The 24,719-nt window shown below is 63.5% G+C and carries 17 protein-coding genes; 6 read left to right on the top strand and 11 right to left on the bottom strand.

The annotated features are described in order from the left end of the window. On the bottom strand, positions 1-1,590 hold a 1,590-nt coding region (locus AC1D1B_RS11365; protein ID WP_477332079.1), incomplete at its 3' end, for a hypothetical protein. A 340-nt stretch (positions 1,591-1,930) separates the two neighbouring features. Then, on the bottom strand, positions 1,931-2,578 hold the full coding sequence (locus AC1D1B_RS11360) for a LuxR C-terminal-related transcriptional regulator (RefSeq protein WP_477332077.1): 648 nt from the start codon (positions 2,576-2,578) through the stop codon (positions 1,931-1,933). 397 nt (positions 2,579-2,975) lie between these two features. Between AC1D1B_RS11360 and AC1D1B_RS11355 the strand changes: the two genes are divergently transcribed. Then, a complete protein-coding gene (locus AC1D1B_RS11355; protein ID WP_477332075.1) occupies positions 2,976-4,043 on the top strand; it encodes an OmpA family protein in 1,068 nt (355 codons plus the stop codon). 28 nt (positions 4,044-4,071) lie between these two features. Continuing rightward, positions 4,072-5,316 (top strand): caspase family protein, encoded by a 1,245-nt coding sequence (locus AC1D1B_RS11350; RefSeq protein WP_477332073.1) that lies wholly within the window; start codon positions 4,072-4,074, stop codon positions 5,314-5,316. Between the two features lie 21 nt (positions 5,317-5,337). Here the strand turns inward: AC1D1B_RS11350 and AC1D1B_RS11345 are convergent, their stop codons facing one another. Beyond that, positions 5,338-5,901 carry a DUF6931 family protein gene (locus AC1D1B_RS11345; RefSeq protein ID WP_477332071.1) on the bottom strand — a complete coding sequence of 188 codons (564 nt, stop codon included), beginning with the start codon at positions 5,899-5,901 and terminating at the stop codon, positions 5,338-5,340. Positions 5,902-6,221: 320 nt separating this feature from the next. Between AC1D1B_RS11345 and AC1D1B_RS11340 the strand changes: the two genes are divergently transcribed. Next, entirely contained in the window at positions 6,222-6,758 is a 537-nt protein-coding gene (locus AC1D1B_RS11340) for an OmpA family protein (protein WP_477332069.1), read from the top strand. Positions 6,759-6,842: 84 nt separating this feature from the next. On the opposite strand, the gene AC1D1B_RS11335 is transcribed toward AC1D1B_RS11340, so the two are convergent. The 8 genes from AC1D1B_RS11335 to tagH form a co-directional block, all read right to left on the bottom strand. Further along, positions 6,843-8,456 (bottom strand): caspase family protein, encoded by a 1,614-nt coding sequence (locus AC1D1B_RS11335; RefSeq protein WP_477332067.1) that lies wholly within the window; start codon positions 8,454-8,456, stop codon positions 6,843-6,845. A gap of 274 nt (positions 8,457-8,730) precedes the next feature. Beyond that, a complete protein-coding gene (locus tag AC1D1B_RS11330) occupies positions 8,731-11,151 on the bottom strand; it encodes a M23 family metallopeptidase (RefSeq protein ID WP_477332065.1) in 2,421 nt (806 codons plus the stop codon). Beyond that, complete coding sequence (locus AC1D1B_RS11325) at positions 11,148-11,525, bottom strand: DUF1036 domain-containing protein (RefSeq protein WP_477332134.1); 378 nt, start codon at positions 11,523-11,525, stop codon at positions 11,148-11,150. The genes AC1D1B_RS11330 and AC1D1B_RS11325 overlap by 4 nt, the downstream gene beginning before the upstream one ends. A 95-nt stretch (positions 11,526-11,620) precedes the next feature. Beyond that, positions 11,621-13,996, bottom strand: a complete 2,376-nt coding sequence (locus AC1D1B_RS11320) for a serine/threonine-protein kinase (protein ID WP_477332063.1) — start codon at positions 13,994-13,996, stop codon at positions 11,621-11,623. After that, positions 13,993-14,751, bottom strand: a complete 759-nt coding sequence (locus AC1D1B_RS11315) for a PP2C family protein-serine/threonine phosphatase (RefSeq protein WP_477332061.1) — start codon at positions 14,749-14,751, stop codon at positions 13,993-13,995. Before AC1D1B_RS11315 ends, AC1D1B_RS11320 begins: the two co-directional genes overlap by 4 nt. Before the next feature lie 157 nt (positions 14,752-14,908). Further along, the gene (gene tssM, locus AC1D1B_RS11310) at positions 14,909-18,430 is read right to left on the bottom strand and encodes a type VI secretion system membrane subunit TssM (protein ID WP_477332059.1); all 3,522 of its coding nucleotides are present in this window, start codon (positions 18,428-18,430) and stop codon (positions 14,909-14,911) included. Then, on the bottom strand, positions 18,427-19,953 hold the full coding sequence (gene tssL / locus AC1D1B_RS11305; RefSeq protein ID WP_477332057.1) for a type VI secretion system protein TssL, long form: 1,527 nt from the start codon (positions 19,951-19,953) through the stop codon (positions 18,427-18,429). Before tssL ends, tssM begins: the two co-directional genes overlap by 4 nt. A gap of 348 nt (positions 19,954-20,301) precedes the next feature. Continuing rightward, positions 20,302-21,327, bottom strand: coding sequence for a type VI secretion system-associated FHA domain protein TagH (gene tagH / locus AC1D1B_RS11300; RefSeq protein ID WP_477332055.1), 1,026 nt, complete (start codon positions 21,325-21,327; stop codon positions 20,302-20,304). Between the two features lie 272 nt (positions 21,328-21,599). On the opposite strand from tagH, the gene AC1D1B_RS11295 reads away from it, so the two are divergent. Genes AC1D1B_RS11295 through AC1D1B_RS11285 form a run of 3 tightly spaced genes read left to right on the top strand, consistent with a single transcriptional unit; the run spans position 21,600 to position 24,710 of the window. After that, positions 21,600-23,933: a type VI secretion system Vgr family protein gene (locus AC1D1B_RS11295; protein WP_477332053.1), complete on the top strand. Its 2,334-nt coding sequence runs from the start codon at positions 21,600-21,602 to the stop codon at positions 23,931-23,933. 10 nt (positions 23,934-23,943) lie between these two features. Next, positions 23,944-24,366, top strand: a complete 423-nt coding sequence (locus AC1D1B_RS11290) for a DUF6484 domain-containing protein (protein ID WP_477332051.1) — start codon at positions 23,944-23,946, stop codon at positions 24,364-24,366. Next, positions 24,363-24,710, top strand: coding sequence for a hypothetical protein (locus tag AC1D1B_RS11285; protein ID WP_477332132.1), 348 nt, complete (start codon positions 24,363-24,365; stop codon positions 24,708-24,710). The genes AC1D1B_RS11290 and AC1D1B_RS11285 overlap by 4 nt, the downstream gene beginning before the upstream one ends. The last annotated feature ends 9 nt before the right edge of the window (positions 24,711-24,719 follow it).

The following is a 24,719-nucleotide window of genomic DNA, read 5'->3' as shown; positions in this document are numbered from 1 at the left end:
ACCGGAATCGGCATTGGCGCCGCTGACGCCGAGCGACAGCGTCTGAGTACCCGGTCCGTCGGTGCCGAAGCTCGAGTTCGGCGTGACCACGGCGGAAGCGCTGGCCGCCCAGCCGATGGCCGTGCCAAGTGCCGCGAAGGCAGCGGGCAAGGAGATGAGCGTCTGGTCGTTCGAACTGGCATCGACGCCGGAAGTCTCGTCATGCAGCACCTTGGCCGCATTCTCGGTGAGGCCAGCCGTCGGGCCGTCATCGTTGGTGTGCAACTTGTCGCCGACGGATTCCGTGACCGTCACGCCTTGCGATAGGTCGACACGGCCGACGTCGAATTTTCCGACCACCGCCGTCGCCTGGAAGCGGTTGAAGGTCTCCACGGCCTGTGTGCCGCTGTTGTCGGTGAACCACTGCACCGTATAGCCATCGTTGAGATGCTGTGCGGTTATCGTGCCGCCATTGAAGGTGACGAAACTATTTGTCGCGGTCGTATCGGTGACTACCACCCCGTTGCCATCCCTGATGATGACGCGAACGATGGCGACCGCCGTGTCGTCTCTAAGCGCGCTTTGGTTGGCATCATTGCCAAGGTTGTTGCCGTTGCCGAGATTGTTGTCGATGTAGCTGCGGCCCGCCTCGGGATCAGTCGAAGCGCCGCCGGCGCTGAACGCGCCAATTTTCACGGTGAAGTTGGTGCCGGGACTCCCTTCCGTCTGGGAGATGAACAGCTTGGCGTCGGTGACGTCGATGAAGTCCGTATAGCTCATATTGTCGATGTCGCCGTACGTGCCCGGTGCCTGGCCCTTGACGAAGCTGAACACCGCGGTCTCACCCGGATCGAACATCTGGTTGTTGACGCCGATCGTGGCGCCGATGCCGCCCTGGCTGGTCTTGATGTTGTCGCCTGAGTTGTCGAGCGATCCGTCTGCCTTGATGACCGGATGTATGCCGCTCACCACCAGACCCGCGCCGGGTGTGCCTACGGCCACGAACAGATTGTTGCCCGAGGCGAGATTGTCGAAATTGAAGGATGTGGAGCCCGTCGCCGAGATGTTGAGAAGGTTGGTCCAGTCGATCGTGTCGTTAGGGTCGCCACTGTTCGGATGCGCAATGGCCTGGAAGGTCACCATCTCGACGCTGGCGGTGAGATTGTCGCCGGCCGCGTGCAGATAGAAGGCCGCGACGACATCGCCGACGCCTTCGGTGGCGCTGGTGGTGGCCAGCACGATCGTTCCGTTTGCATAGGAATGCAGATAGATAGATTGGCTGCCATCGACCGTCTGCAGCGGGCTGCCGTTGTAGATGACCTGGTCGCCGTCGAGCGGCGCGCCGCTGCCATCGGAGAAGAACAGCTTGCTGATCGTCGCCCCGTCCGCGTTGACCGTGACAAGGCCGGCGCCGCTGACCGCGGCCTCGACATTATCGGCAAAGGCCAGCTGGCCTGCCGACAGTTGCAGGTCGAGGGTTAGCCCATTGAGGAAATCCTTGAACGCCGTCGAAAGTCCGGTGAGATCGCTGCTGATGGCGGTATCGTTGGGTTGGATTCCGGAAGTCTGGTCGAGGGTCAGCGTGCCATTGATGACTATGGTGGTGGTCATGGAGATTCTCCCCTTTTTTTGAACGCATCAAGAAAAGGGCCCCCCTCTCCTGATGGCGGATGCCTCTACCCCGAGTGCATCCGCTGGCGCACATAATTGCGGCCTTTAATCCTCCATTGTGCCGCCGACGCGGAGGACGCGTCCATTCGCGGTTCGATAGTGTTATGGTGTACGCCCCTACCTGATCGAACGATATACATCCTTCGACAGATCGAGCCGCGACAGGCGCTGGCGGGTAACCGCGTTGGTATGGTGGATCGATCGATATGCCGTGGGTTTCCGGCCTGTTGCCGGTATCCTGTCGACGCAGCCTGCCTTGCCGGCTGGCCAAAGGGAGGGATCAAAGCCCGCTTTTGTGACCTGGTCCCAGATGGTCGGCGCCGTCGCCGAAAGTCGCCCAGGCGAGTTCCGCCCTGCTGCCGAGGCGGAGCTTCTCGTAGACGTGATGCAGGTGCATCTTCACCGTGCCTTCGGATACATGCAGCCGCTGCGCGATGATCTTGTTGCGCAGGCCGCGTGAAACAAGGCCGGCGACTTCCGTCTCGCGTCCAGTAAGCTTCGGCGCGGGCTGAGGCAACGGTCTCGGCATCAGCAGATGCTGGAGGATGTGGTTGTCGACCCACTTTCGGCCGGCTGCCACGGCATTGACGCATTCGACAAGGTAGCTATGGCTGACGCCGTCCATCAGCAGGCCGTCGGCATCGAGCCCCGGGATTTCGTTGAAGTCGAATCCGCCGTTTGGCTGCAGGATGTAGATGATGCCCAAACGGCTGCCGTTGGCTCTCAGCCTTGCCGAAAGACCGGCCGTCTGCCGGTCCGCAACATCCAACCCTATGATGACAAGATCAGGCCGGTGGCGCTCCACCAAGGGGAGAACCTCAATCGTGTGGTGGCATTCTGCGACAATGCTGTGCCCCGCCTTCCGCAAAACCCACTCCAGACCGGCGAGATACACCCCCCGCGGGTCCGCGACTACCAAGGTCGACATGTGTACACCGTCCGTAAAAAACGCAACGAACTTTGTTCAATATGTCAAGAAAACCAGAGCTTTGGGCGATTGTCAAGAAATTGCTAATATATCAATATAACCAAGGCTATAAAAGAACCCCTGGGCGTTCTCTGCGCGTTCGATGGGCACCACCGAGACGCTCATGATTGCGCAAGGTGCCTCTGAATTTTGACGACTGTTCATCAGCCAGTGATGACAGGTTTTTGAGGGATCTTCTCCCCGGGCAGACCGGTGGAGCTACTCGCAAAGCCAAATCATATGTTCTATGCTCGCGGGCATCACCGCGTTCGACCGCCGTGATCGGAACTGAGGTCTGTTGTCCTGAGGCGGGGCATCCATGTTCGAGGTCGGCGGATTTTTTCGGCAGCAAATGTCGATGTCAAAGGGCCGGCGCATCGTCGGCGCCCTTGCTCTGGCCGCCGCCGTATTCGGGCTGTTGCTGCTCGCACCGGAAGGGGCCAACGCGCAGCCGAACTGGACCCTCGATCCGGCGAATTCGACGCTCACCTATCAATCGGTGAAGAAGAACACCATTGTCGAAACCAACAAGATCAGAAACCTCTCGGGCACGCTGACAGCGGACGGCGCCGCCAAGGTCATCTTTGATCTCAACTCGGTCGACACCGGCATCGATCTCCGCAATGTGCGCATGCGGTTTCTGTTCTTCGAGACCTTCAAATTCCCGACGGCGGAAGTGACGGCGAAAGTCGACCCTGCCGCCTTCGCCGATCTGGCGACGAAGCGGCGGATGACGGCGCAGATTCCATTTCGGCTCAGCCTGCACGGCATCGACAAGGACCTTGTCGCCAATGTCGTGGCCACCATGATCACCGACTCGATGGTGTCGATCGCCTCGGAGGCGCCGGTCGCCGTGCATGTCGAGGACTTTGGCCTGCTTCCCAACATCGAAAAACTCCAGCAGGCGGCCAATGTCAGCAGCATCGTGCCGACGGCTTCGGTGTCCTTCGACTTCGTCTTCACCGCTGATGGCGCCAAGCCGGCCGCGCCGCCTGCCGTCGCCGCCGCAGCCGGGCCAGTTGCCACCGATGCCGGCAAGACCACCTTCAGCGATGATGAATGCCTGAATAGGTTCGAGGTGCTGTCACGCACCGGCGCCATCTATTTCCGGCCGGCCAGCGCCCGGCTCGACGAAAAGAGCCGCCCGCTGCTGGCCGAGGTGGTCGGCGTCGTCGGCAAATGCCCGAAATTGAAGGTCGAGGTGTCGGGCCATACCGATTCCGACGGCTCGCCGACGGCCAACAAGAACCTGTCGGAACGGCGCGCCAAGGCGGTCGCCGACGCGATCATCGCGGCGGGCATTCCATCGGCGCAGATCACGGCTTCCGGCTATGGCGAGGAAAAGCCGGTGGCGCCGAACGATACGCCGAAGAACAAGGCGCTGAACCGGCGGATCGAGTTCTCCGCCACGCCGCTCGCCAACTGAGCCGGCCCGTCAACCGAGAAGGAACCCGGTGCGTTTGGAGATGATGGCAGGTTGCGGCAATTTCATGCGCGGCATCGGCGTGGCCATGCTGGCGCTGGTGTTGACCGTGAGTACGGCCAGTGCCGAACGCCGCATCGCCCTGGTGCTCGGCAATTCCCACTATCAGAACGCGCCGGTGCTGCCCAATCCGGTGAACGATGCGCAGGCAATGTCCGATCGCCTGAAGGGCCTGGGCTTCGAAATCGTCTCCGGCCTCGACCTCACCAAGGCGCAGACGCAGGAAACGATCGCGCAATTCGCCAAACAGGTGCGCGGCGCCGATGTCGCGCTGTTCTTCTATGCCGGCCACGGCCTGCAGGTCTCCGGCAGGAATTACCTGCTGCCGGTCGACGCGGCGCTGGAGGACGAGACCTCGCTCGACTTCGAAGCCGTGCAGGTGGATTTCATCCTGCGGCAGATGTCGCGCGAGACCAGCATCAGGCTGGTGTTCCTCGACGCCTGCCGCGACAACCCGCTCGCCGATGTGCTGGCCAAGGAGACCGGCGGCGACAGCACGGCAAGCAGCGGCCTTGCCGAAATTCCGATCGAGAATGGCGGCGCAGGCACGCTGGTCGCCTTCGCCGCCAGTCCCAACCAGCTGGCCTATGACGGATCGGGCGAGCACTCGCCGTTTTCGGCGGCGCTGCTTGCTCATATCGGCGAGGCCAACGTCTCGATCAGCGAAGCGATGAACCGGGTTACGTCAGATGTGTTCAAGGCCACAGCCGGCCGCCAGCGACCCTGGATCAACGTCTCGCTGACCACCGACGTCGTGCTTCACAAGGTCGATCTCAACGCGCCGCTGATCGTCGGCGATTCGAACGCGGCTGCGCCCGAAGGCGATTCACAGGCGCGCACCGGCGCCGCCGCCAATGCGCCGGGTGCCGACGCCGGCGAGCAGGCGCTGGAACAGCTGCGTGAGGAAATTCCGAAGCTGGGCTCGGATGCGCCAGTCCTGTTCGACGTTCCGGTCAACTTTGGCGACCCGGCGATCGACGGCAAGAGCATCGCCCAGCTCATCCAGGGAAAGCCGCATTTCAGTCCGGTCGAGGGCCTGGAAAAGTCCGTCTGGGACAACCAATGCAGCAACTGCCATCAATGGACAGAGGAGCGGCTGTGCGACCAGGCCAAGACCTACGTCACCAATGATGTCTCGGTGTTGCGCCTGCAACACCCGCTGGGCACGCGCTTCAAGGTGGCGCTCGGCAAATGGGCGCAAAACGGCTGCAAATGAGACCGGTGCAAGTAGGAGCAGTCAGGCTCTGCGCAGCGCTTCGGTTTCGGCCAGATGGATGCCCATTTCGACAAAGGCGGTGAGCACCGAGAAACGATCCGCCACCGCAACCCGCGCCAGTCCGGCCAGAATGCCGGCGTTGACGGCATGGGCCGCGGGCAGCGGCCGCAGCCTCGACCCGTTGGTCTGATCCGCCAGGCCATTGATATGCCGTTGCACCGCCAGCGCGATCCAGCCGGCCGGCGTGTGCTGTCGCGTCATCGCCGCCTCGGCGACAGCCGCCCGGCGGCTTGCATTGTTGGGTTCGCCGACCCAGTCCTGGACCAACGCCAGCGTTTCGAGATCCTGCTCTTCGAGCAGCTCGGTCAGATGACCCAGGCACTCATGGCCCCACCAGATCGCTGCCCGATCGGGAAGGAGATAGGCGCAAAAGGTGATCGCTTCCTCGGGGATGCGCCCGGCCATCAGCCGGCGGCAGAACTCGAGCGACGGCTGGTCGGTGGGAACGGCCGTCATGTCCCAGGCAACGGCGCTGTTAGCGGCGAAGAGATCGCGTGCGGTCTGGAATTGAAGCCCGTTGACCATCGCTGCTGTTGTCCTCCCAGCTCTCACTCAACTCGCCTGCGAGGCGCGGGTCAAGCCTGCCGACCGCCACATGTCCATGACGTTGTTCACAGACAAACGCGCCGCGCTTTGGTATATTCCACAACCTGACCCACGATTCCGAAAAAAGGCGAAGCCGGCTTTCGGAGAGATGGTCGAACGGAACATGGAGCCTGACCGTCGTGGTCCGACGGATCGGGCTTTGGTGATATCGGAAGCTCAGAGCAATTCCAGGAAAGGTGTGAAGCGGCTTTCCGTCCGGAATTGCGTCGAAACAATGAGTCAGAGCAGGAGTAACCGTTATGCAGCGGGGCATTTCAGTCTTAGCGTTGGCGGCCGTGCTTTTTTCGACGCACGCCTATGCCGACCCACTTCAGAAATCGGAAGACATTGTGAAGTTCTTTGCCGGCGCGATCGATCACGGCGCTGCGCGCGGAATCTGCGTCGGCACCGAGGACGAGTGCAAGAGCAAGACCGGCCAGAAAGACAAGCCGCCGGAGAAGACCGGCCTCGACATGCTGATCAATTTCAGCCTGGATTCGTCCGAGCTCGACGCCAAGGCGCGCAGCGAACTCGACGAGTTCGCCAAGGCGCTGAAGGACGATCGGCTGAGCAAGCTGTCCTTCGTCGTCGAAGGCTATACCGACGCGTCCGGCTCAGCAAACTACAATGAGGGCCTGTCGCAGCGCAGGGCGCAATCGGTGACGGCTTTCCTCGAATCCAACGGCATCGAGTCCACCCGCATCAAGGCGGTCGGCCTCGGCGAGGCCAATCCGCGCAACCCCAACCCCTACGATTCCACCAATCGCCGGGTCGAGATGCGGATAAAGGCGCAGTAGCTTTGCTGGCTGCTCTCTGTCGATCTAACGGCAACGCCGCGCGTCCAGTGGACACGCGGCGTTTTTGTTGTCTGACGTGATCGATCAGTTCTTGAGCACGCCGCCGACCGCTACACCGGTACCGAAGATCAGCGCCTTGGTCAGGAAATCATTGTTGTCCTGAGGTGGCGGTTCGTCCTCGCGCACGACCTCGCGGTTGCGCCTTTTCTGCACGAACTGCTGTTGTCCGCGCGGCTTCTGGGCGTATTGCTTCTTGCGCGGCTTCTCCGCCACCGGCTTCAGCGTGCGGGCCTTTTGCACCACCTGTTTCTTCGGCTTGTCTACGCCGGCCTGGTCGGCCTCATGCTTGGCGCGCACGGCCCCCATCATCGGATCGGTCTGGATCTCCAGGAACGCCAGCTGCTCGCGCGTCAGGAAAGTGGTTGGCGGCAGCCCGTTCTCCTCTTGCCAGTCGCCGATCGCTTGCCGGGTCTTGGCGCCGATGTTGCCGTCGACGCGGCCAAGCTCGTTGCCCAGCGCCTCGACGCGCAATTGCAGGTCGATGCGGCCCTGGTGATCGAGACCGATGGCGTTTTCCGTCTCCGCGGTGCCGAGCACCTTCTTCATGTCGTCCGAAATGCCGACTGAGGTGCGCACGGCAGAGCCGGGGTTCGCCTCATCTGCATCAAGCGCCGCAACCTGGCGTTCCTGGGCTTTCGGATCCTTCAGCGCGTCGATGTTCAGCCGCGCCACCGTGGCGAAGCGGCCATTCGGGAACTGCTCGAGATAGGCTTCGTAGAATGGCGCGGTGTTGCGCTTCGACGCCTCGTCCCACAGGCGCTGCTCGACTTCCCACGCAGGCGGCTCGCTGGCGACGGGTGCAGGGGCGGGCGCAGCCGTGGCGTTGGCGGTATCGGCGGTTGGCTTCGCCGCGGCTTCCGCTGCTGGTTTGCCAAGGAAAACCTCGCGGCCCAGCGATGCGTTGTGCCATGGCCGCTGGCGGCCTTGGGTGGTCTCGGCGACTTCGCCGCGTACCCGGGTCAGCGCGCTCTGGATCTCGACGCCCGGTTCGGTCAGGTGCCTGGCGAGCGCGGTGGAGTAGGGGCTGTCGACGCCGTTGCCGTCAAAGGCGATGGCGCCCGGGTCGGTGGCATAGGCAATCAGGATGCCGCCGGTTCCGACACCTTCCGATTTCGGATCGATCGGCGCCAGGCCGGTGCCCAGCGCCGTGGAGCGGGTCTTCGGCATCGCGGCCGCCAGCGTCCGTGCCAGCGGATTGTCGCGGCAGGCATCGAGGATGATGACGCCGACCGCCGGATCGGGCGGCAAGGCGGCCATGAAGTCGTCGATCTGGATGGTGCGGGTCTTGAGATAGGCAGGTGACGTCAGTTCGGCGTCGACTGGGATCAAAAAGTTCTTGCCGTCGACCTGCATGCCGTGGCCGGCATAGAAAATGACGGCGAGGTCGGCATCGTAGGACTGCTCGGTGAATTTGCTGATCAGGTCGTGCATGCCGGCATTGTCCTGGTCGACGCCCTCGATCACCTCGAAGCCGGCATTGCGCAGCGTCGATGCGATGAGGCGTGCGTCATTGGCCGGATTGGGCAGCTCGACGGCATGGACGTACTTGCTGTTGCCGATGACCAGCGCGACACGTTTGGCGCCCGGTGCGCCGGCATCCGGCGCTGCAGCCTGGACGGTGCCAAGCGCGGTCAGCATTAACAGAAAAAATCCGCTCAAAAGGACGGCAAACGCTTTCATAGGATCAGCCCTCCGCCCCAATGGGGCGCGTTATTGATGTCTGCGCATGCTAAATTTCACCAGCGACAGCGTCGCTTCTGCCAAAATGGCTCCTGGGCGTATGTGATCCCAGCCACAGTTTTGGTTCACAAGGACCCAAAAAACCTTCCAAATATCCGCTAATATACCATTTTCCGGCCTCAAAACCAATCGGCTTGGCGAAAACCGGGGCGGCCACCCGCGGAAACTGCGGCTAGCCAGGCTCAAGGCTGTTCTGAAGCGAACCCACCAGCGCCGCGATGGCCTGCTTGTACTTTTCGAACTCCGGCGATGTCTGGCGAACTTCCGTCGTCGTCTGCTGGCCTGCATCGGTCGTAGCGGGCGTGGGCAATTTGTGGCCCATTTTCCGTTCCGCCCAGTCGACGACGTAGCTGGCGGTCTTGCCGGTGAGGAAAGGGTTGGCCTGGATGACGGCCGAACCGAGCACCGCGCTCAATTGCGCCGATCCCGGCGCCGCCAGCACCTGATGCGCGCCTTCCATGCCGAGGAAGTGGCAGAGATAGAGCCGGCCGGCGGTGATCTGATGACCGCGCGCCTTGAGATAGGCCTCGCCCTCGCGCGCCAGATTGCGCACCATCTCGCGCGAGATGGTGGCGTCGTAGCGCAGCGCCAAAAGATCGGCGGTCGACAGCGAGCGCGCCAGTTCGGGGCGATAGGTGTTCATCATCCGGATCCAGGTCTTGGAGATGAACTGGCCGGCGCCTGTCGCCGAAGACAGAGGGTTCTTCGCCCGAGCACTGCCGCCCGATTCGACATGGACGATACGGTCGGTCAGCGTTTCGACGGCGGGATCGCTGGACGTGGCGGCGATCGCGGCGGTTGCGGTGCCCAGGGGATCGATTGCCACGCCGCTCTGATAGAGTTCGAAATGCAGATGCGGCCCGGTCGACAGGCCGGTGGTTCCGATATAGCCGATGATGTCGCCGGCCTTCACCTTGGTGCCGACGCCGCTGGCAATGGCGAATTTCGACATATGCGCATAGCGCGTCTCACGACCGCCGGCATGCGCGATCTTGACCACATTGCCATAGCCGCCGCCGTCGCCTTGGAAGATGATCTCGCCATCGAAGGCGGCGGCGATCGGCGTGCCGACAGGTGCTGCCCAGTCGACTCCCTTGTGGATGCGGACCACGCCGAGGATCGGATGCTTGCGCGGCCCGAAGGTCGACGTCATGACGCCGCTGACCGGCGTCACCATGCCATTGGCCACTGTCAGCGAGCGCACCTGGTCGTCGCCCGAGACGCAGGAAAACTGGCCGTCGCTCTGCTGGAAAACGAAACAGTCGAGGGTCTTTTGCGTGCCTTGCACGCCGACATAGAGCACCCGCCCGTCGGTCTCGTTCTTGCCGCGCGGCGTCTGCGAATAGATCAGCACAAGGCGCTGGTCCTCGCTGGCAAAGGCGTCCAGATCCTGTCCGCGCGACAGATACATGATGGCTTCGCCGATGATGCCGCTCGGCACATTGTTGCGTGCGGCGGTCGAATAAATCGCGTCGAGCAGACGGTATTGCCGCTTCTGCGTGCCTTCGGTCTCGGCGCCCGAATAGTTGAACAAGTCCTCGCGCACCCAGGGGTCAACGCCTGACACGAACACGCCGGCCGCATTGCGTGTCAGCGTGCCGACAAAGACGTTCTTGGCATAGATCGAGACCTGCATCAGCGACATCGTCGTGGTCTCGCGCGTCGGCCTGAAACCGCGCATCGCCACGACATAGCCCGGCTGCAGCCCGTCCTTGTCGAACAGCGCCTTCAGCGCTTCGCCGGCAAGCTTTGCATCGTCGGCGGAAAAATGTGCATCCAGCGCAACGCTGTCCAGGCTGCGGTCGTTGAGGATTTTCACGAACGTGTCCTCGGTCGCCTCGAAGCGCTGATATTCTGAGGTGACGGTGGCAACGCTGGTGTTGTTTTCGACCGCTGTCTTCTGGAAGGCGGGGAGTGCTGCTTCGCCCTCATCGATCGTCTCGCCCCAGCCGGCTTCCGGGTCATCGGCGGCCGCCGAATCTGAAACCGCTGGTGCACCTGGAGCCGCCTGTGTATCCGGAGCTGCCTCTGGGCCGGGGGCCGCCGGAGCCTCGTCCGCGCCTGGCAATGGATTGAGATCGTTCTGCAGGTCATTCTGCTGATCGCCAGGTTCGGTCGGCGGCACAACTGCGGTCTTCCGCTGCGCCTGGAAGAAGGCAAAATCCTCCTGCGTCGACGGGATGGTCGTCATGAATTTTTCGCTGGCGCTCAGCATCACGTCGGACAGGACTTCGATTTGCGGAGAGATGCCGGCCTGGTCGAGCTCCGCCGGGCGCGGCATCTCGCGGCCTTTGGTTGCAGCGCCTGCCTCGGGCGCCAGCGTGATCCACATCGGGTCGCCGGCAAGATCGATGATGGCGGGCACATAGACGGAAGCGTCGGCCGGCACGTCGTCCGAGCCTTCGACGGCGTGCAGCTCCTCATCCTCGTCGCCAAACGACCAGTAGTCGGCGGTGAGGTAGAAGCCGGTGGCGATCGCGGCAAGGACGATTGTCGCCAGGCCAGCCGCCAGCCCGAGCCAGATCCTGCGCCTGCGCAGCGCGGCGCGTGCCTGCTTTTTCGCCTTGAAGCTGGTGTCGATGCTGTGCGTCACGGCGCGCTTCCGGTCAGGAAGAAGGTCCAGCGCACCTGTTCCTGCGTGTCGACTTCGAGAAACTTCGCTGCGATATGGCCGCGTTGCCAGCATTCATCGATGCCGCGGATCGAGAACCGCCGTCGCTCGATGCACATCTCGGTGGCGCCGGCCAGGATGGCGTGGCCGAAGACATCCGTGGCGTAGATGTAGATGTAGCGATTGGTCAGCTCCTCGCGGATGACGTTGACGCATTGATTGGCGCCGATGGTCCACCAGCCATCGGTCTGGTCGGCATCGTCGACCTTCTGGCCGACGGCAAGATTGACGACGTCGAGGGTCTGGTTGCAGACGGTGAATTCGGCACGCGCTTGTCCGGTGGAAAGAAGCGCCATGAAGAGCGTCGCAACCGCAATCGCGGCGAGCTTTGCGCGCGCATTCAGGGCAAGCAGGACGGGATCACGGCGACGGCGTTGCATCGGCGTCCGTGCTACCCGCCGAGGCGGAAATATTTGGCGGTCGCCGAAAATGTCGAGGTCCTGGCGCCGATCTCGTCGAGGATCCTGGGCAACAGCACCGAGGCCGGCGTCGGCGTCGAGAAGTCCGCCGCCTTGATCTCGTCCGGACCGGTGATCACCATGATGATCTGCGGCAGCGCCTTGCCTGCCGCCTTGTCGGCGGCGCCGAGCCCGATCGGGATGCTGAAGGTTGCCTTGTCGGCTTGTGCGACAACACGGTCGTCGAGGTTGAAGGCAATGCCCCTGTGGTCGATCAGAATCACACTCGACACCAGCCCGCCATGCGTCACCAGCGTGCCGTCGATCGGCGAACCGTCCGGCACCGATGTCTGGTCGAGCACCAGCTGCGGCCTGTCGGCCGCGCTTGCCCCCATGAAACGCAGAAAGTCGGTGATCCCGCATTGCGTCGGCTGGATGAGGCGGACGCTGATGTCCGGCTCGACATGGAACTTCGCCTGGAATTGCCCAAGCAACTGTTCGAACGGTGGCACCGACGTGCCGAAGCCTTCAATCGCGACACCCTTGTCGGTGGCTGATGTCACCGTTGCATAAAAACAGTCGCCACCATTGAAGGCGCGTACCCAGGTGACCCGCTCGGCGGCCGCATCGGCCGGCGGCGGCACCTCCGGCTTGGGCACATTCATGGCAATGTCGGGCTCTGCCGGCTTGTCGGCCTGCTCACCGCCGGCGATATCGGGCTGGATCGGCTTGGGCTCCGCGGTCGGTTCAGGCGCCTGCGCCTCGGGTTTGGGGGCTTGAGCGGTGGGTTCCGGCGTCGGTGCTACGGGTTTGGGTGCCTCGGCCGTTGGTTCAGGTATTTGCGTGGTTGGCTCTGTCGCCTTGGGCTCTACCGGCGGGCTGACAGGCTCGGGGTTCTTCGTGGCATCGGGCTGTGACGGGCCGGGTGACGGTTGCAACGCGACGGTCTTGTCGGTTGGTTCGGTAGGCTGCGGGGCCGTAGTGTTCGACCCGACTGGTGGTGTCGGCTGTTGCTCGACCGGCGCTTTGGCCTGATCTTCAGCCGGAGTCTCTGCTGGTTGCGGCTTTGGCACCATCTTCTCTATCGGCGCGAGGTCCGGGGCAGGCTTGTCCGCGACGATCGGCTTTGTCAGCTCGGGTTGGAGCGGCGGTGTCTTGGCGGTATCGGTGACGGGAGGCCGGTCTCCGAATCCCAGGATACCCGATGCATAGAGGCCCCCCAGCGATGCCACGACCACCGCTGCCAGTGCCGCGATCGTCAGGCTTCGGCCTGAAGTAGCAGGCTTCGTCGGTGTGCTCGCTCGCCTGGGAGTTTCAGCAACCGGTTTCGGTTGCGACAGATGCGCCGGGCGGACGTGCGGCACGAAGGATGGCTCTACCGTGCCACTTGCGGGGGCCGCACCGAGGCCCTGAGGCTGCGAGCCCTCGACCTTCGAGACGGGCCCGGCGGTTTGCCCGGTTCGCGGCAGACCGGGCCGGGGCGCAAGCGAGGCCGGCGGCAAGGTCGCGTCGCTGTCGTCGCGGGTCAACCGGGCGATTTCGGCCATGCTGGCCGGCCGATCGTTCGGATCGGGCTGCAGCATCGCTTCGACAATGTCCCTGAAATCGGCATCGATGCCGGAGAGATCAGGCACGGTCCGCCGCTTTTCGACGATCTCGTATTGCGAGCCGCCCATGTCGATCGGCTTGCCGCGCAGCGCCGCCGCCAGCACCAGTCCCAGGCTGTAGATGTCGGACTGTTCGCTGACCTCGCCGCCATAGAGCCCGAGCTGCTCGGGCGAGACGTAGTTGTATTTTCCGGCGAACTTGCCGCCGATCAGCGTCTCGCCACCGACCGCCGCAGATCGCGCAATGCCGAAATCGATGATCTTTGCCCGCTCGACCCGGCCGCCCGGCAGGATGATGTTGTCGGGCGAGAGATCGCGGTGAATGGCGCCGGCCTGGTGCACGGCGCTCAGGCCCGATGCCAGCCGGTGGCACAGCTTGCGCACATCCTGCGTCGCCATCGCGCCGCCGTGCATGACGTCGTAAAGCGACTGGCCGTCGACGAATTCCATCGCCAGATAGGGCCGCCCTATACCGGGATCGATGGTGAAGACGTGGTAGCGCACCACAGCGTCATGCGACAGATGGTTGAGGATCGAGGCTTCCTTGCGGAAAAGCGACAGGATCGTCTGGTCGCGGGCGAATTCCGGCAGCACGATCTTGATCGCGACGTGATCGCCGGTCTGGATGTTGTGGCCGCGATAGACCTCGCCCATGCCGCCCGACGCGATGCGTTCGTCGAGTTCGTAGATGCCGCTGAGCTGCGTGCCGACGCTGGTATCCGCCATATTGGGCAATAGCCGCGTCTTGTCGTCGGAGCTCATCGGTCGTGGCCTCCTGCGCGGGACAGGCCATTGCTTTTGTCTTTGATCTTGACCAGCACGATGGTGACATTGTCGGTGCCGCCGCGCTCCAGCACCATGGCAAGCAGCTTTTCGCAGGCAGCTTGTGGTGCTGCCGAGAGCACTGCGGCAGCGATCTCCGCATCGCTGACATGCGCCGTCAGACCGTCCGTGCTGAGGATGAAAATGTCACCGGCCAGCGTCTCGCCTTGCTGGAAGTCGATTGCGATCTCGTCGTTGACGCCGATGGCGCGCGTGATGACGTTGCGCCGCGGCCAGTTCTCGGCTTCGGCAGCGCTGATCACGCCGCTGTCGAGAAGCTCCTGGACCTCGGTGTGGTCGCGCGAAATCTGCGAGATCGCGGCGTCGCGCACCAGATAGACGCGGCTGTCGCCCGACCACAAGCAGGCAAACCTGCCGTCCATCGCCAAGAGTGCGGCAACAGTGGAGCCGATCGTCACGCCGCGCGAGCGCGAAATCCGGCGGATCTCGGCATGCGCCCGGTTCAACCGGTCCTCGAAGCGCGCACGCAGATCCGGCGCCGAGCTGGCGATGCCGATCGTTGCGAGATGCTCGACAATGCTTGCCGAGGCCACCTCTCCGGCCTCATGCCCGCCCATGCCGTCGGCAACCACCCAGAGGCCGATCTGCGGCTCGACCAGATAGCTGTCTTCATTGTGGTCGCGCACGCAGCCCTGGTGGCTCACGCCGTAGCTCTCAAAGGCGGCACCGCTCACTTGCCTACCCTCCGCAACGCATTGTCGGCCGTGCCTCGCCAGTCTGCCACAGGCCTATCCATTAGAGTATCGAAATCTAAGCCGCTGATGACGGACGGTGGGGTGCCGCTACTCTCTCTGCGCCCGGCAATCGCCGATTCTGCCATGCAATTCCCCATCAGAAAGCCTTCGGACAGCTGAAGGCGGAAAGCGCCGGCAGGGTGAACGGGTTGCCATCCTCGCCGGTCTTGATCGTGTAGGCGACATCGCGCCCGCCGATGACGAAATGCGCTTCGAGACTGTCGCCATTGGCGGTGACCTGTCCCTTGTCCAGCAATCGTTTCAACGCCCAGGGGCCGTCGAATTTGATCGCCGACTCGCGCCCCGGTAGCTCCGGCGTCAGGCTGAGACTGGCCGAGCCGGTCTTGCCCGGCCACGGAATCAGGCCCGGCGTGTTGCCGGCCTGGGTGGCCTGCAGCACCTGGCCATCGATGTTGAGCAGCGCCATGTCGGCATCGCCATGCAACGACAGCGGCGTGAAGGTGATGTTGATCGACGGCACCGGGCCACCAAGCGGAAAGAAGGCGGCGCGGATTTGTGCAGCAAGCTGGAAGTTCCTGAGCGTCGATTTCGCCAGATTGCGGCCGAACTTGGTATCCTGTTTCCAGTCCCAGTCCTGGCCGCTCATGTCGACCAGCGACGCCAGGTTTTGCGCGAAGAACCGGTCGAGAACCCCGCCCGGAGAAAACAGTCTGGCAAAGTCCGCCATGGCGACATCGTCGGTGCCGGCGGGGGCGAATGGAAAGCGGCCGGCAATCGCCTCTTCGCACGGCCGGCCGACGGTCTCTTCCAGCATTTCGTTGAGATGCGTGGTCGATGTTTCGGCGACGGTGCCTTCGAAATCATCCGCCGCCGCACTCACCATCCTGGCCAGCGCCTTGGGCAGCCGCGAGGCATTGGCGCGCAGCGTCGAGATCTGCAGCTGCAGATTGGCGTTGGCCTGGTCCGTCTGCGCGGGGACATCGGCCGCCAGCCGCACGCTCTGAAAGATTTCGCGGAAATTCTGGGTCAGTGCATCGAGCGGCCGCTGGCCGGACGCGCCGGCCACCAAAGCCTGGAAAGACCGGAACTGGGCTTCGATGTTGGCGCCGGGATCCTGGCTCTGCGTGCTGACAAAGGCGGTTCCGGCCCGGCTCTGCGATTTGCGCGCCGCAAGCTCGATGCCGATGCGGGCGAGACCCTTGGCGCGAGCGGCGATTTCCTGGTCGCTGTCTTGGGAAGGCGCGGCCGGATTACGCTCTTGCGTCAAAGCGGTTTCGCGCGCGATCGCCTCGAACAGCTGCATCAGCGGTGAGGTCGGCGAGCCGGCCGCGGACAGCGCCAGATATTGCGGCTTGTCGGCGGCCATCGCCTTGAACTTCAACCTGTCGAGCACCTCGTTCCACGCCGCAGCAAAACCCTTGCCATAGCGATCGAGAAGCTCGGGTCCGAGTTTGAGCAATTCCTGGTCGAAGCCGCCTTGCTCGCCGCCGCTGCCGATCACCCACTGGTCATCGACCAGCGCTTGCGCGATCTTGGCGAGCTGCGCCAGATAGAAGTCGAATCCGGCATGAGTGTAGAGACCGGGGACGCGAAGCGAGGTCAGGTCGTTGGCGTCGTTGCGCTCGAACAGCACCGGGGCTTCCGAGCCGGCCTGCTGCGACACCGAAAAATCCTCCAGCGCCGCTGCATAGGTGGCCGACTGGATGAGCGCGGTAGCCCGGTCGGCAAGGCTCATGCGGCCGAGCGAGCGCTGGGCGGATTCGACCAGCGAGCGGTTGAGCTCGAAAGTCGGATCCTGGTCGTCGTCGAGCGCCAGCATGGCGCGCAAATGCTTCTCCAGTTGCGCCCGGCCGTCGCGATTGTGGGCGCCGGGATAGCGGTTCTGTTCCCAGTCCCGCTTCAGCCAGGTGACGACCAGTTCGTCATCGACTTTCGGCGCCTTGCCGCCCAGCATCAGGTAGATCTTCAGCGGCTCGTACAGCGCCATCGGATCGGCCATCCTGGCGTCGATCGTGCGTTCGAGCTGGAACAGCAGGCGCGAGCGGAACATGCGCTCCAGCCCTTGCCGGTAGGCGGTCTCGGAGGCGGACAGGATACGCTCACGCTGGCTGAGGCCGAACGTCGCTTCGGCCGGCGTCGGCTGGTCTTTCGCGTCGTAGCCGGCCGGCAGGCCGCGCAGCGCATCGAGTGCTCCAATTACGGTTTCGAGGTCCGCATCGGAGACAGTCGTGGTTGTCAGCAATGGCGCGGCTGTCTCGCGGTATTGGCCTGCCGCCTGGCTGGTGGCGGCGACCAGCGATTTGTTTGTTGTAAAGCTCAGGCCGAGAACGCCAAGTCCGGCAGCCGCTACGGCCGCGATCGCCACCAGACCGGCATAGCGGGCGATCGCAACGCGCCTGTCGGCCGCCCTGTCATAGGAGACCCAGCCGGACTCGGCGAAGATGACCCGGCTCAACAGATCGTGCAGGAAGAAGCTTTTGCCGGTGCCGGAAAGATGCGCCTGGGCGTTCTTGCCGAAACTGCGGCCTATGCTGCCGAGCAGTTGGTCGATCGGCGTGCCTTCCTGCGTGCCTGAGGAAAAATACAGGCCGCGCAAGGGCGCGTTCAGCTGCTTGCGCGTCGGCTCGAAGACGCCGTCGAGGAAATTCACGATCCGGCCTTTCAGCGCGCCGAGCTGCGCGGCGAAGCCGAAAATGGCGATGCGGGCAACCGGGTCGGTCTCCGCCTGCAGCCGCTCGCTCATCTCCTCGCTCAGGCGCTTCACCAGCGCATCGAATTCGGCCGGCGCCTCGCCGACCATGTTCAGGCCGCGCTCGGCGGTCTGGAAGGTTGCGCCCCACACCTTGCGCCGGCGTGCTTCGTCGAATCCGCCGAAAGTCTCCATGAATCCGGAGACCAGGTCCGCCTTGGTGAACAGCACATAGACCGGAAAGCGGACCTTCAGGACCGCGTGGATTTCCTGCAATCGGCTGCGGATCTCGGCGACACGGGCGGCCTGCTCGCCGTCCGCCATCAGGTCGGCAAGGCTGATCGCCAGGATGACCCCGTTGATCGGCTGCCGCGTCCGATGCCGCTTCAGCAGCGACAGGAAAGCCAGCCAGCTTTTGCTGTCGGTCCCAGCATGCGAGTCCTGCGTCGTGTAGCGCCCGGCCGTGTCGATTAGCACCGCCTCGTCGGTGAACCACCAGTCGCAATTGCGCGTGCCACCGACGCCGGCCACCGGTTGCGCCTGGCCCGACCCGGCAAGCGGAAAGTTCAGCCCGGAATTGACCAGTGCGGTGGTCTTGCCGGCACCCGGCGGGCCGATGACGATGTACCAGGGAGCCTCGTAGAGGAAGTTGCGCTTGCCGCTCGACTGCCTGAGCGTCGCAACCGCCTCGCTCATGCGGGTTTCCAGAACCTTTGCGTCGCTGCCGTCATCCTCGGCGCTGGCCGTGGCGGCCTCCAGCGCCTTCTGCGCCTTGCGCCTTCGCCAGAACCGGACCGCGTAGGTGACCACCGCCGTTCCGACGACGGCGCCGATGATAAGTGCCCGCAGCCAGACGGGATCCAGCGGCCGGGCGCCGGCGAAGCGGATCAACGGGCCGGCGAACCAGACCGCGGCGGCAAAGCCGGCCAGCGCGAGCATGCTGAAGAGGCGCAGCAGCCAGCCGGTCACAGCGTCTCCTCCCGCGGGATCATCACATCGACACGGCGGTTTTTGGCGCGGCCCTCCGGCGTTGCATTGTCGGCGATGGGTTCGTCCTCGCCCTTGCCCTCGACCTTTGTCCGCGACGGATCGCTGAAATGCGCCGCGATCATCTTTTCGACCGACTGGGCGCGGGCGACGGAGAGGTCGAAATTCGACTTGAAAGCACTGGTCTTCTTCGGTTTCACGTTGTCGGTGTGGCCGACGATCCGGATCGGTCCGCGCTCGGCATTGAGAGCCGCCGCGATGCTGATGGCCACCGGCTCGAACTCGGCTTTGACGTCGGCCCGTCCGGACTGGAACAGCAAGGCGTTGCTGATTTCCACGACGATGAAATCGCCCTTGGTTCCGACGCTGACGCCACCGGCGTCTATCTCCTTGCCCAGCGCGGTGCGGATGCGATCGACCTGCGCAATCGTTGTTGGTGCGGCGACGACTTTCACCTCCTCGGTCAGCGGCACGAAGCCGGTGCGCTCGATGGTGACCGGCGTCACCGGGTTGAGCGCCAGCAGTTCGCCTGCGACTGCCTCGCCGTCATTGGTGATGAGAACCCGCAGCGTGAAAAAGGCTGCGGTCAAAACCGCGGCCGTCGCTGCGGCGACGGCCCAGAGCGGAATCCGCCTCGTGGCTTGCGCCGATGTGATCGACAGGCCTTGCCAGCGCGGCGAGATGTCGTCGTCGCTGCCTGTCCTGAAGTAGGCGAGCGTCTCGTAGACGTCGCGGCGGACACGTTCGAGGCCCTCGCGCGGCTGGCCGCGATACTGGCCTTCGAAGCCAAGCGACAGGCTGATATGCATCAACTCGATGAGGTTGCGATGCGGTTCGGGCGTCGCCAGCACCGTATTCAGCGCCTGGAAGAAACCGGCGCCGGTGGGTTTGACCTGGAAGAAGCGCAACAGCATGGCGTGCTGGGCCCACGCATCCCGGCCGGAGCCGGGCAGATTGGCGATGATATCGTCGGCGGTTTCGCAAAGCACATAGCTGGCAATGCGCGCATCCTCTTCCGAGGTGTCGGTCCTGGCGATCTTGCGGTCGAAATCCTCGATCAAGCCGGCGACATGCTCCGCCAGCGGCTCGGCCTGTCTTTCGACGGCCACCAGCCGCAGATGCCCAAGCAGCATCAGCAAGGGTGCTGCGGCAGCGACTATCGGGTTGGCCGTTCCATAGTCGACGCCGTCGCTGGCTTCGAGCAGCGCATCCCATGGCGCTTTCCCCGCCGTCTCGGCCGGGAACGACGGATCGGTGGGCGCTGCGGCGAACGGTGCACCTTGATAGATCACGGTCCCCGTGACGTCGGCCGGTGGTGGCGGCTGGCGACCGGCGTTGGGATGGAAAATCGTTGATTCCGGGATGCTGGCAGGGGCGATCACGGTGCTGTCGGGCGCCGGCGCATCGCGGGCGAGGACCGTCTTTTGCTTGCGGCCGGGATTGGGACGGCTGGGGCGGATGACGGTCTTGCCGGCCGGATCGAAAGGATCATCCTTCGAGCTCATCGCCGACCCTGCCTAGAGCAATTCCAGGAAAAGTGTGAAGCGGTTTTCCGTCCGGAATTGCGTAAAAACAAAGAGATAAACACCGGCGCGGCCGCGCGACGCGCAGCGCCAAGCCCGCGCGAACGCGGACCGCAGGACGCTATCTCGCCGTGACATGACATCTGCCGCAGACCCCCGAGGTCGACCAACCGTACCCGCGTGCTCAATTGTCGTATGTGATCGTAGTCTCAGAAGGTTCCGATTGAAACCCGGCGCAATTTTGGTCGCCAGCCCGTGCCCGGATCGGCCTCACGAAGTCTCGAGCGACAGGCCGCTGCGGCCAAACGGCCGGCACACTTGCAGGCGAGGTCAGTTCTTGCCTGTCGGTTTCTGTTTGGCGGCCTTGGCGTAGGCCTCGCTGAAATAGGTGAGGAATATGTCCAGCAGGCCGTTTTCGTGCGCTTCCTCCTTGGCCCGCCAGGTCGCGACCAGCGCGTCCCAGGCGCGCGTTTTCTTCGAGGCAAAGGAAGACGGCGGCAGTCTTTTGGCGATCGCCTCGGGCGACAGATCGTCGAGCAGCCGCGCCAGCGCCGCCTGCATGGCGGCGAAGGTGGCGAATTCGTGCGTCTTGAGGTCGTGGAAAGCGTCTTCGATGCTGTGCCTGGCATCGAGATAACCGGCTCTGCGCCGCGCAAACATGATGTCGAGGATTTCGTCCGTCCCGGGCACGAACTTCAGCGGATTGTTGTCGGCGGCGTTGATCATCGTTCGATCGCTGGTCTTGGCCAGGACCTTCGCGGCGGCGCGCGCCTTCAACAGCAGCACCAGTTCGTCGACGACGATCCGCAGCACGGCGCCGATCTCACCGGCAACCTCATGCGGCTGGCGCAGCAGAAGCACTTCGGGCGGGATGCCGGCGCCGGCGGCAATCGCGCGCAGGATCTCGTCGGCTGGCTGTGGCCGGCCGGAGACAGAAGCGGGTGGCGCGGTCGGCGACCGTGGCGCCGCAATATGGTCTGGAAAGGATCCGGCGACGGGCATTTGCCGTTGCGTTGAGCCATGGCCACCGAAGGCTTGGCTCCCGTCATCGATCGATACCGAGACGATATAGCGACCGATCCGGAGCCGGTCGCCTTGCGCAAGCCGGTGCGGGCCGGTCAGACGCTGGCTCGACCCGTTGACGAAGGTGCCGTTGCGCGAGACGTCGTGGAGAAAGAAAGCGCCGCCTTCATAGCGGATTTCGCAGTGCCGGCCGGAGATGAATTTGTCCGGATCGGGCAAGGTCCAGGCGCAGTTCTCGCGCCCGATCTCGAAGCCGCGGTCGCGCGATGCGTAACCGGGCGGCAGCCCGCCGGGCAGGACATCGACATTGCTGATCTGCAGACTGATGAACATCCAATATTGCCTGTTGACCGCTGGCTTTGCCGTTGATCCGATGCGCCACAGTCTAGCAGCTTGCGGGCACAGCGGGAGAGCGGCGTTTCACACTGGCGAAAGCGGCGCAAACAGGACCTGCCAGCCGCTCGTCCTCTTTGGTCTGCCACAGAACATGTGGTAGGCTCAACACGGCCTGGGGTGGCAAATTGCGAAAAGTCCCTGAACGTGAGGTCGTTAACACAAGAAGGGCTTCGAACCTGCCACACTAGCGTCCAGGAGGGGCACGACCCATGCCGAGTGAACAACGCGCCGCACTTGTGCAGACGCCGGTCGGCGCCGAGCTGCTGACCTTCACGCATCTCGTCGGTCGCGACGAGATCAGCCGCTGTCTTGCCTACACCGTGGGATTTGTCAGCACCAATGCGGATATCGACCCGCTGAAGATGCTGGGTGGCGTCGTTTCGATCGAAGGCGAGGCCGATCCCAAACGCTGGTTCAGCGGCCTCATCGCCGAGTTTCGCCTTACCCGCATCGAAGATCGGCAGGCTCACTACGAGGCGGTCGTCAGGCCGTGGCTGTGGTTCCTCGGCAATACCACCGACTGTCGCATCTTCCAGGACAAGACCGCTGTCGAGATCGTCGAGGAAATCTTCTCCAAATATGGCGGCATCGCCAAGTTCGAAAAGCGGCTGCAGGGGTCCTACCCGCCGCGCGAATATTGCGTGCAATACGACGAGAGCGACCTCGATTTCGTGCAGCGGCTGCTCGAGCATGAAGGCATAATGTATTTCTTCGAGCACGCCGAGGGCGAACACACGCTGATCCTGGCCGACGCCATGAGCAAGCTCAAGCCGGCGCCGGGCTATGAGACGGTGCTCTATCAGTTCGAAGGGCAGGGCTCGCGCCGCGACGTCGAATACATCACCGACTGGATTCCGGGCAGCGCGGTGCGCCCGGGCGCCTATGCCCACACCGACTACGATTTCGAAAAACCCGCCGCCGACCTGATGGCCAAGTCGGCGCAGCCCTTTGGCCACAAGCAGGCCGCCGGCGAGAACTATCGCCACCCCGGCGCGCATCTGGAAGTCGGCCGCGGCGATAGTCTGGCGGCGATAAGGCGCGAGGAAATCCAGGCGCCGCATATGCGCATTGCCGCCGTCGGCACCGTGCGCGGCCTGTTCTCCGGCTGCACCTTCAAGCTCGACGGCTTTCCGCGCGACGACCAGAACAAGGAATATCTGGTGGTCAGCGCCGAATACCGCCTGTTCGATCCGGGCTATCGCGCCGGCGTCGACACCGACGGCGAGAATTTCAAGGTCGTGCTCGGCGTGGCGCCGACCTCAGTTGCTTATCGGCCGCCGCGGATTACGGCGCGGCCGATCATGCGCGGGCCGCAGACGGCCACCGTGGTCGGTCCGTCCGGCGAGGAGATATTCACCGACAAATATGCCCGGGTGAAAGTGCAGTTCCACTGGGACCGCCTGGGCAAGAAGGACCAGAAGAGCTCCTGCTTCGTGCGGGTGTCGCAGACCTGGGCCGGCAGCGGCTGGGGCTTCATCCAGATCCCGCGCATCGGCCAGGAAGTGATCGTCGATTTCATCGAAGGCAATCCGGACCTGCCGATCATCACCGGCCGGGTCTACAACGCCTCGCAGATGCCGCCCTACGGGCTGCCCGGCAACGCCACGCAATCGGGCTGGAAGTCCAATTCGTCGAAGGGCGGTGGCGGCTACAACGAGCTGATGTTCGAGGACAAGGCCGGCTCCGAGCTGGTCAATTTCCAGGCGCAGAAGGATCATCACCTTCTGATCAAAAATGATCGCAAGAAGCTGGTCCAGCACGACCAGTCCGACCGCATCGACCACGACGCAAAACACTCCGTCGGCCACAACCTCGACGAGGACGTCGGCAACAACAAGACGGTCAAGGTCGGCGTCGACCAGACCACCAATATCGGCAACAACGATACCGAGACGGTGGGCGTCAACCGCTCGTTGACAGTCGGCTCGAACGAAACGATCAGCATTGGGTCGAACTCCACCGAGACGATCGGCGCCAATCACACGCAGACCGTGGCGATCGTCCAGACCATCACGGTAGGCGCAGCCCGCATCGACAGCGTCGGCGCGGCGGAGACGAGGACCGTGGGTGCGGTACAGACCAATACGATCGGCGCATCGCGCTCGGTCACCGTCGGCGCGGCGCAGTCGCACAGCATCGGCGCGGCGGACAGCTGGACGGTGGGCGCGAACCAGAGTGTGCAGGTGGCGGCCGATCAAAGCTTCACCGTCGGCGGGGCTCATTCCTCACAAATCGGCAAAGGGCGAGACGCCAAGATCGCAGAGGATGATGCGACCGATGTCGGTGGTTCGCGGTCGCTGAAGATAGCCAAGGGCAGCGCGGTCGAGGTAGGCGAGGATGGGCTCATCAAGATCGGCAAGGATTTGTTGATCGAGGCCGGCGACTCCATCGTAATCAAGTGCGGCTCCGCGGCGATCTCGATGAAGAAGGACGGCACCATCAATATCGAAGGCAAGGACATTTCGATAAAGGGTTCGGGCAAAATCAACGTGAAGGCTTCAAGCGACATCACGATGAAAGGCTCGGAGATCAAGCAGAATTGAGGGCGGCTGGATGACCAAGACCCGAAAGCGGATTGAGGGGGTGATAATCGGAGTTTTTCTTGGCTTCGATGACGAAGCACCGCTGGTCGTGTTCCCCGGGAATGCGAAGGAGACCGCGGTCAGAGCGCGCAGCCTGGCCGTGATGAGTTCGGACATGATCGGCTCGGAGGTTGCGCTGTTGTTCGAAGGTGGCGATGTTGGCCGGCCGCTGATTGTTGGGCGCATAGTGGGGCCAAGTCGCAAGCCGCGGGCGCAAGTCATACGCGATGGCGAACAGGTAAGGATAATCGGCGAAGAACGCATAGAGCTGCGTTGTGGCAAGGCCACGATCATCCTGGAAAAGGACGGCCACATCACCATCCGCGGCACTTATTTGACGAGCCATGCCAGCGCCACCAATCGCATTCGTGGCGGCTCCGTGAACCTGAACTGATGGCAGCGCCGGTTTTACACGATATTGTCCGGCAGCATGCCGAGATGGCGGCGTTCCTTTGGACGATTTACGACCACCACCTGCTTCATCCAGACGAAAATCCGGAGATGGACGAAGTGCGTCTTGGCCGCCTGATCGAAAGGCTGGAGGCGCATCTTGACGGTTTGCGTGTAGCTGGCGATCAGGGTCAAAAAATCGCGCAGGAGCGCTACGAGGAGTTCCCCGAGCCAGGCGAGCTCTTCGTGCTGCGAATGCTGGCCGCGCCGAAACCGATTCAGGTTGTCGATCTCGACCTTGCCAAAGTGAGGCAGTACCTGGTGGTAACGCTCAGCCAGACCCCATGAAACCGCCTT

The organism is Mesorhizobium sp. P2_C5_2 (assembly GCF_056404535.1).
The sequence above is the reverse complement of the archived record's forward strand: the minus strand, read 5'-3'. Positions and strand labels throughout refer to the sequence as shown.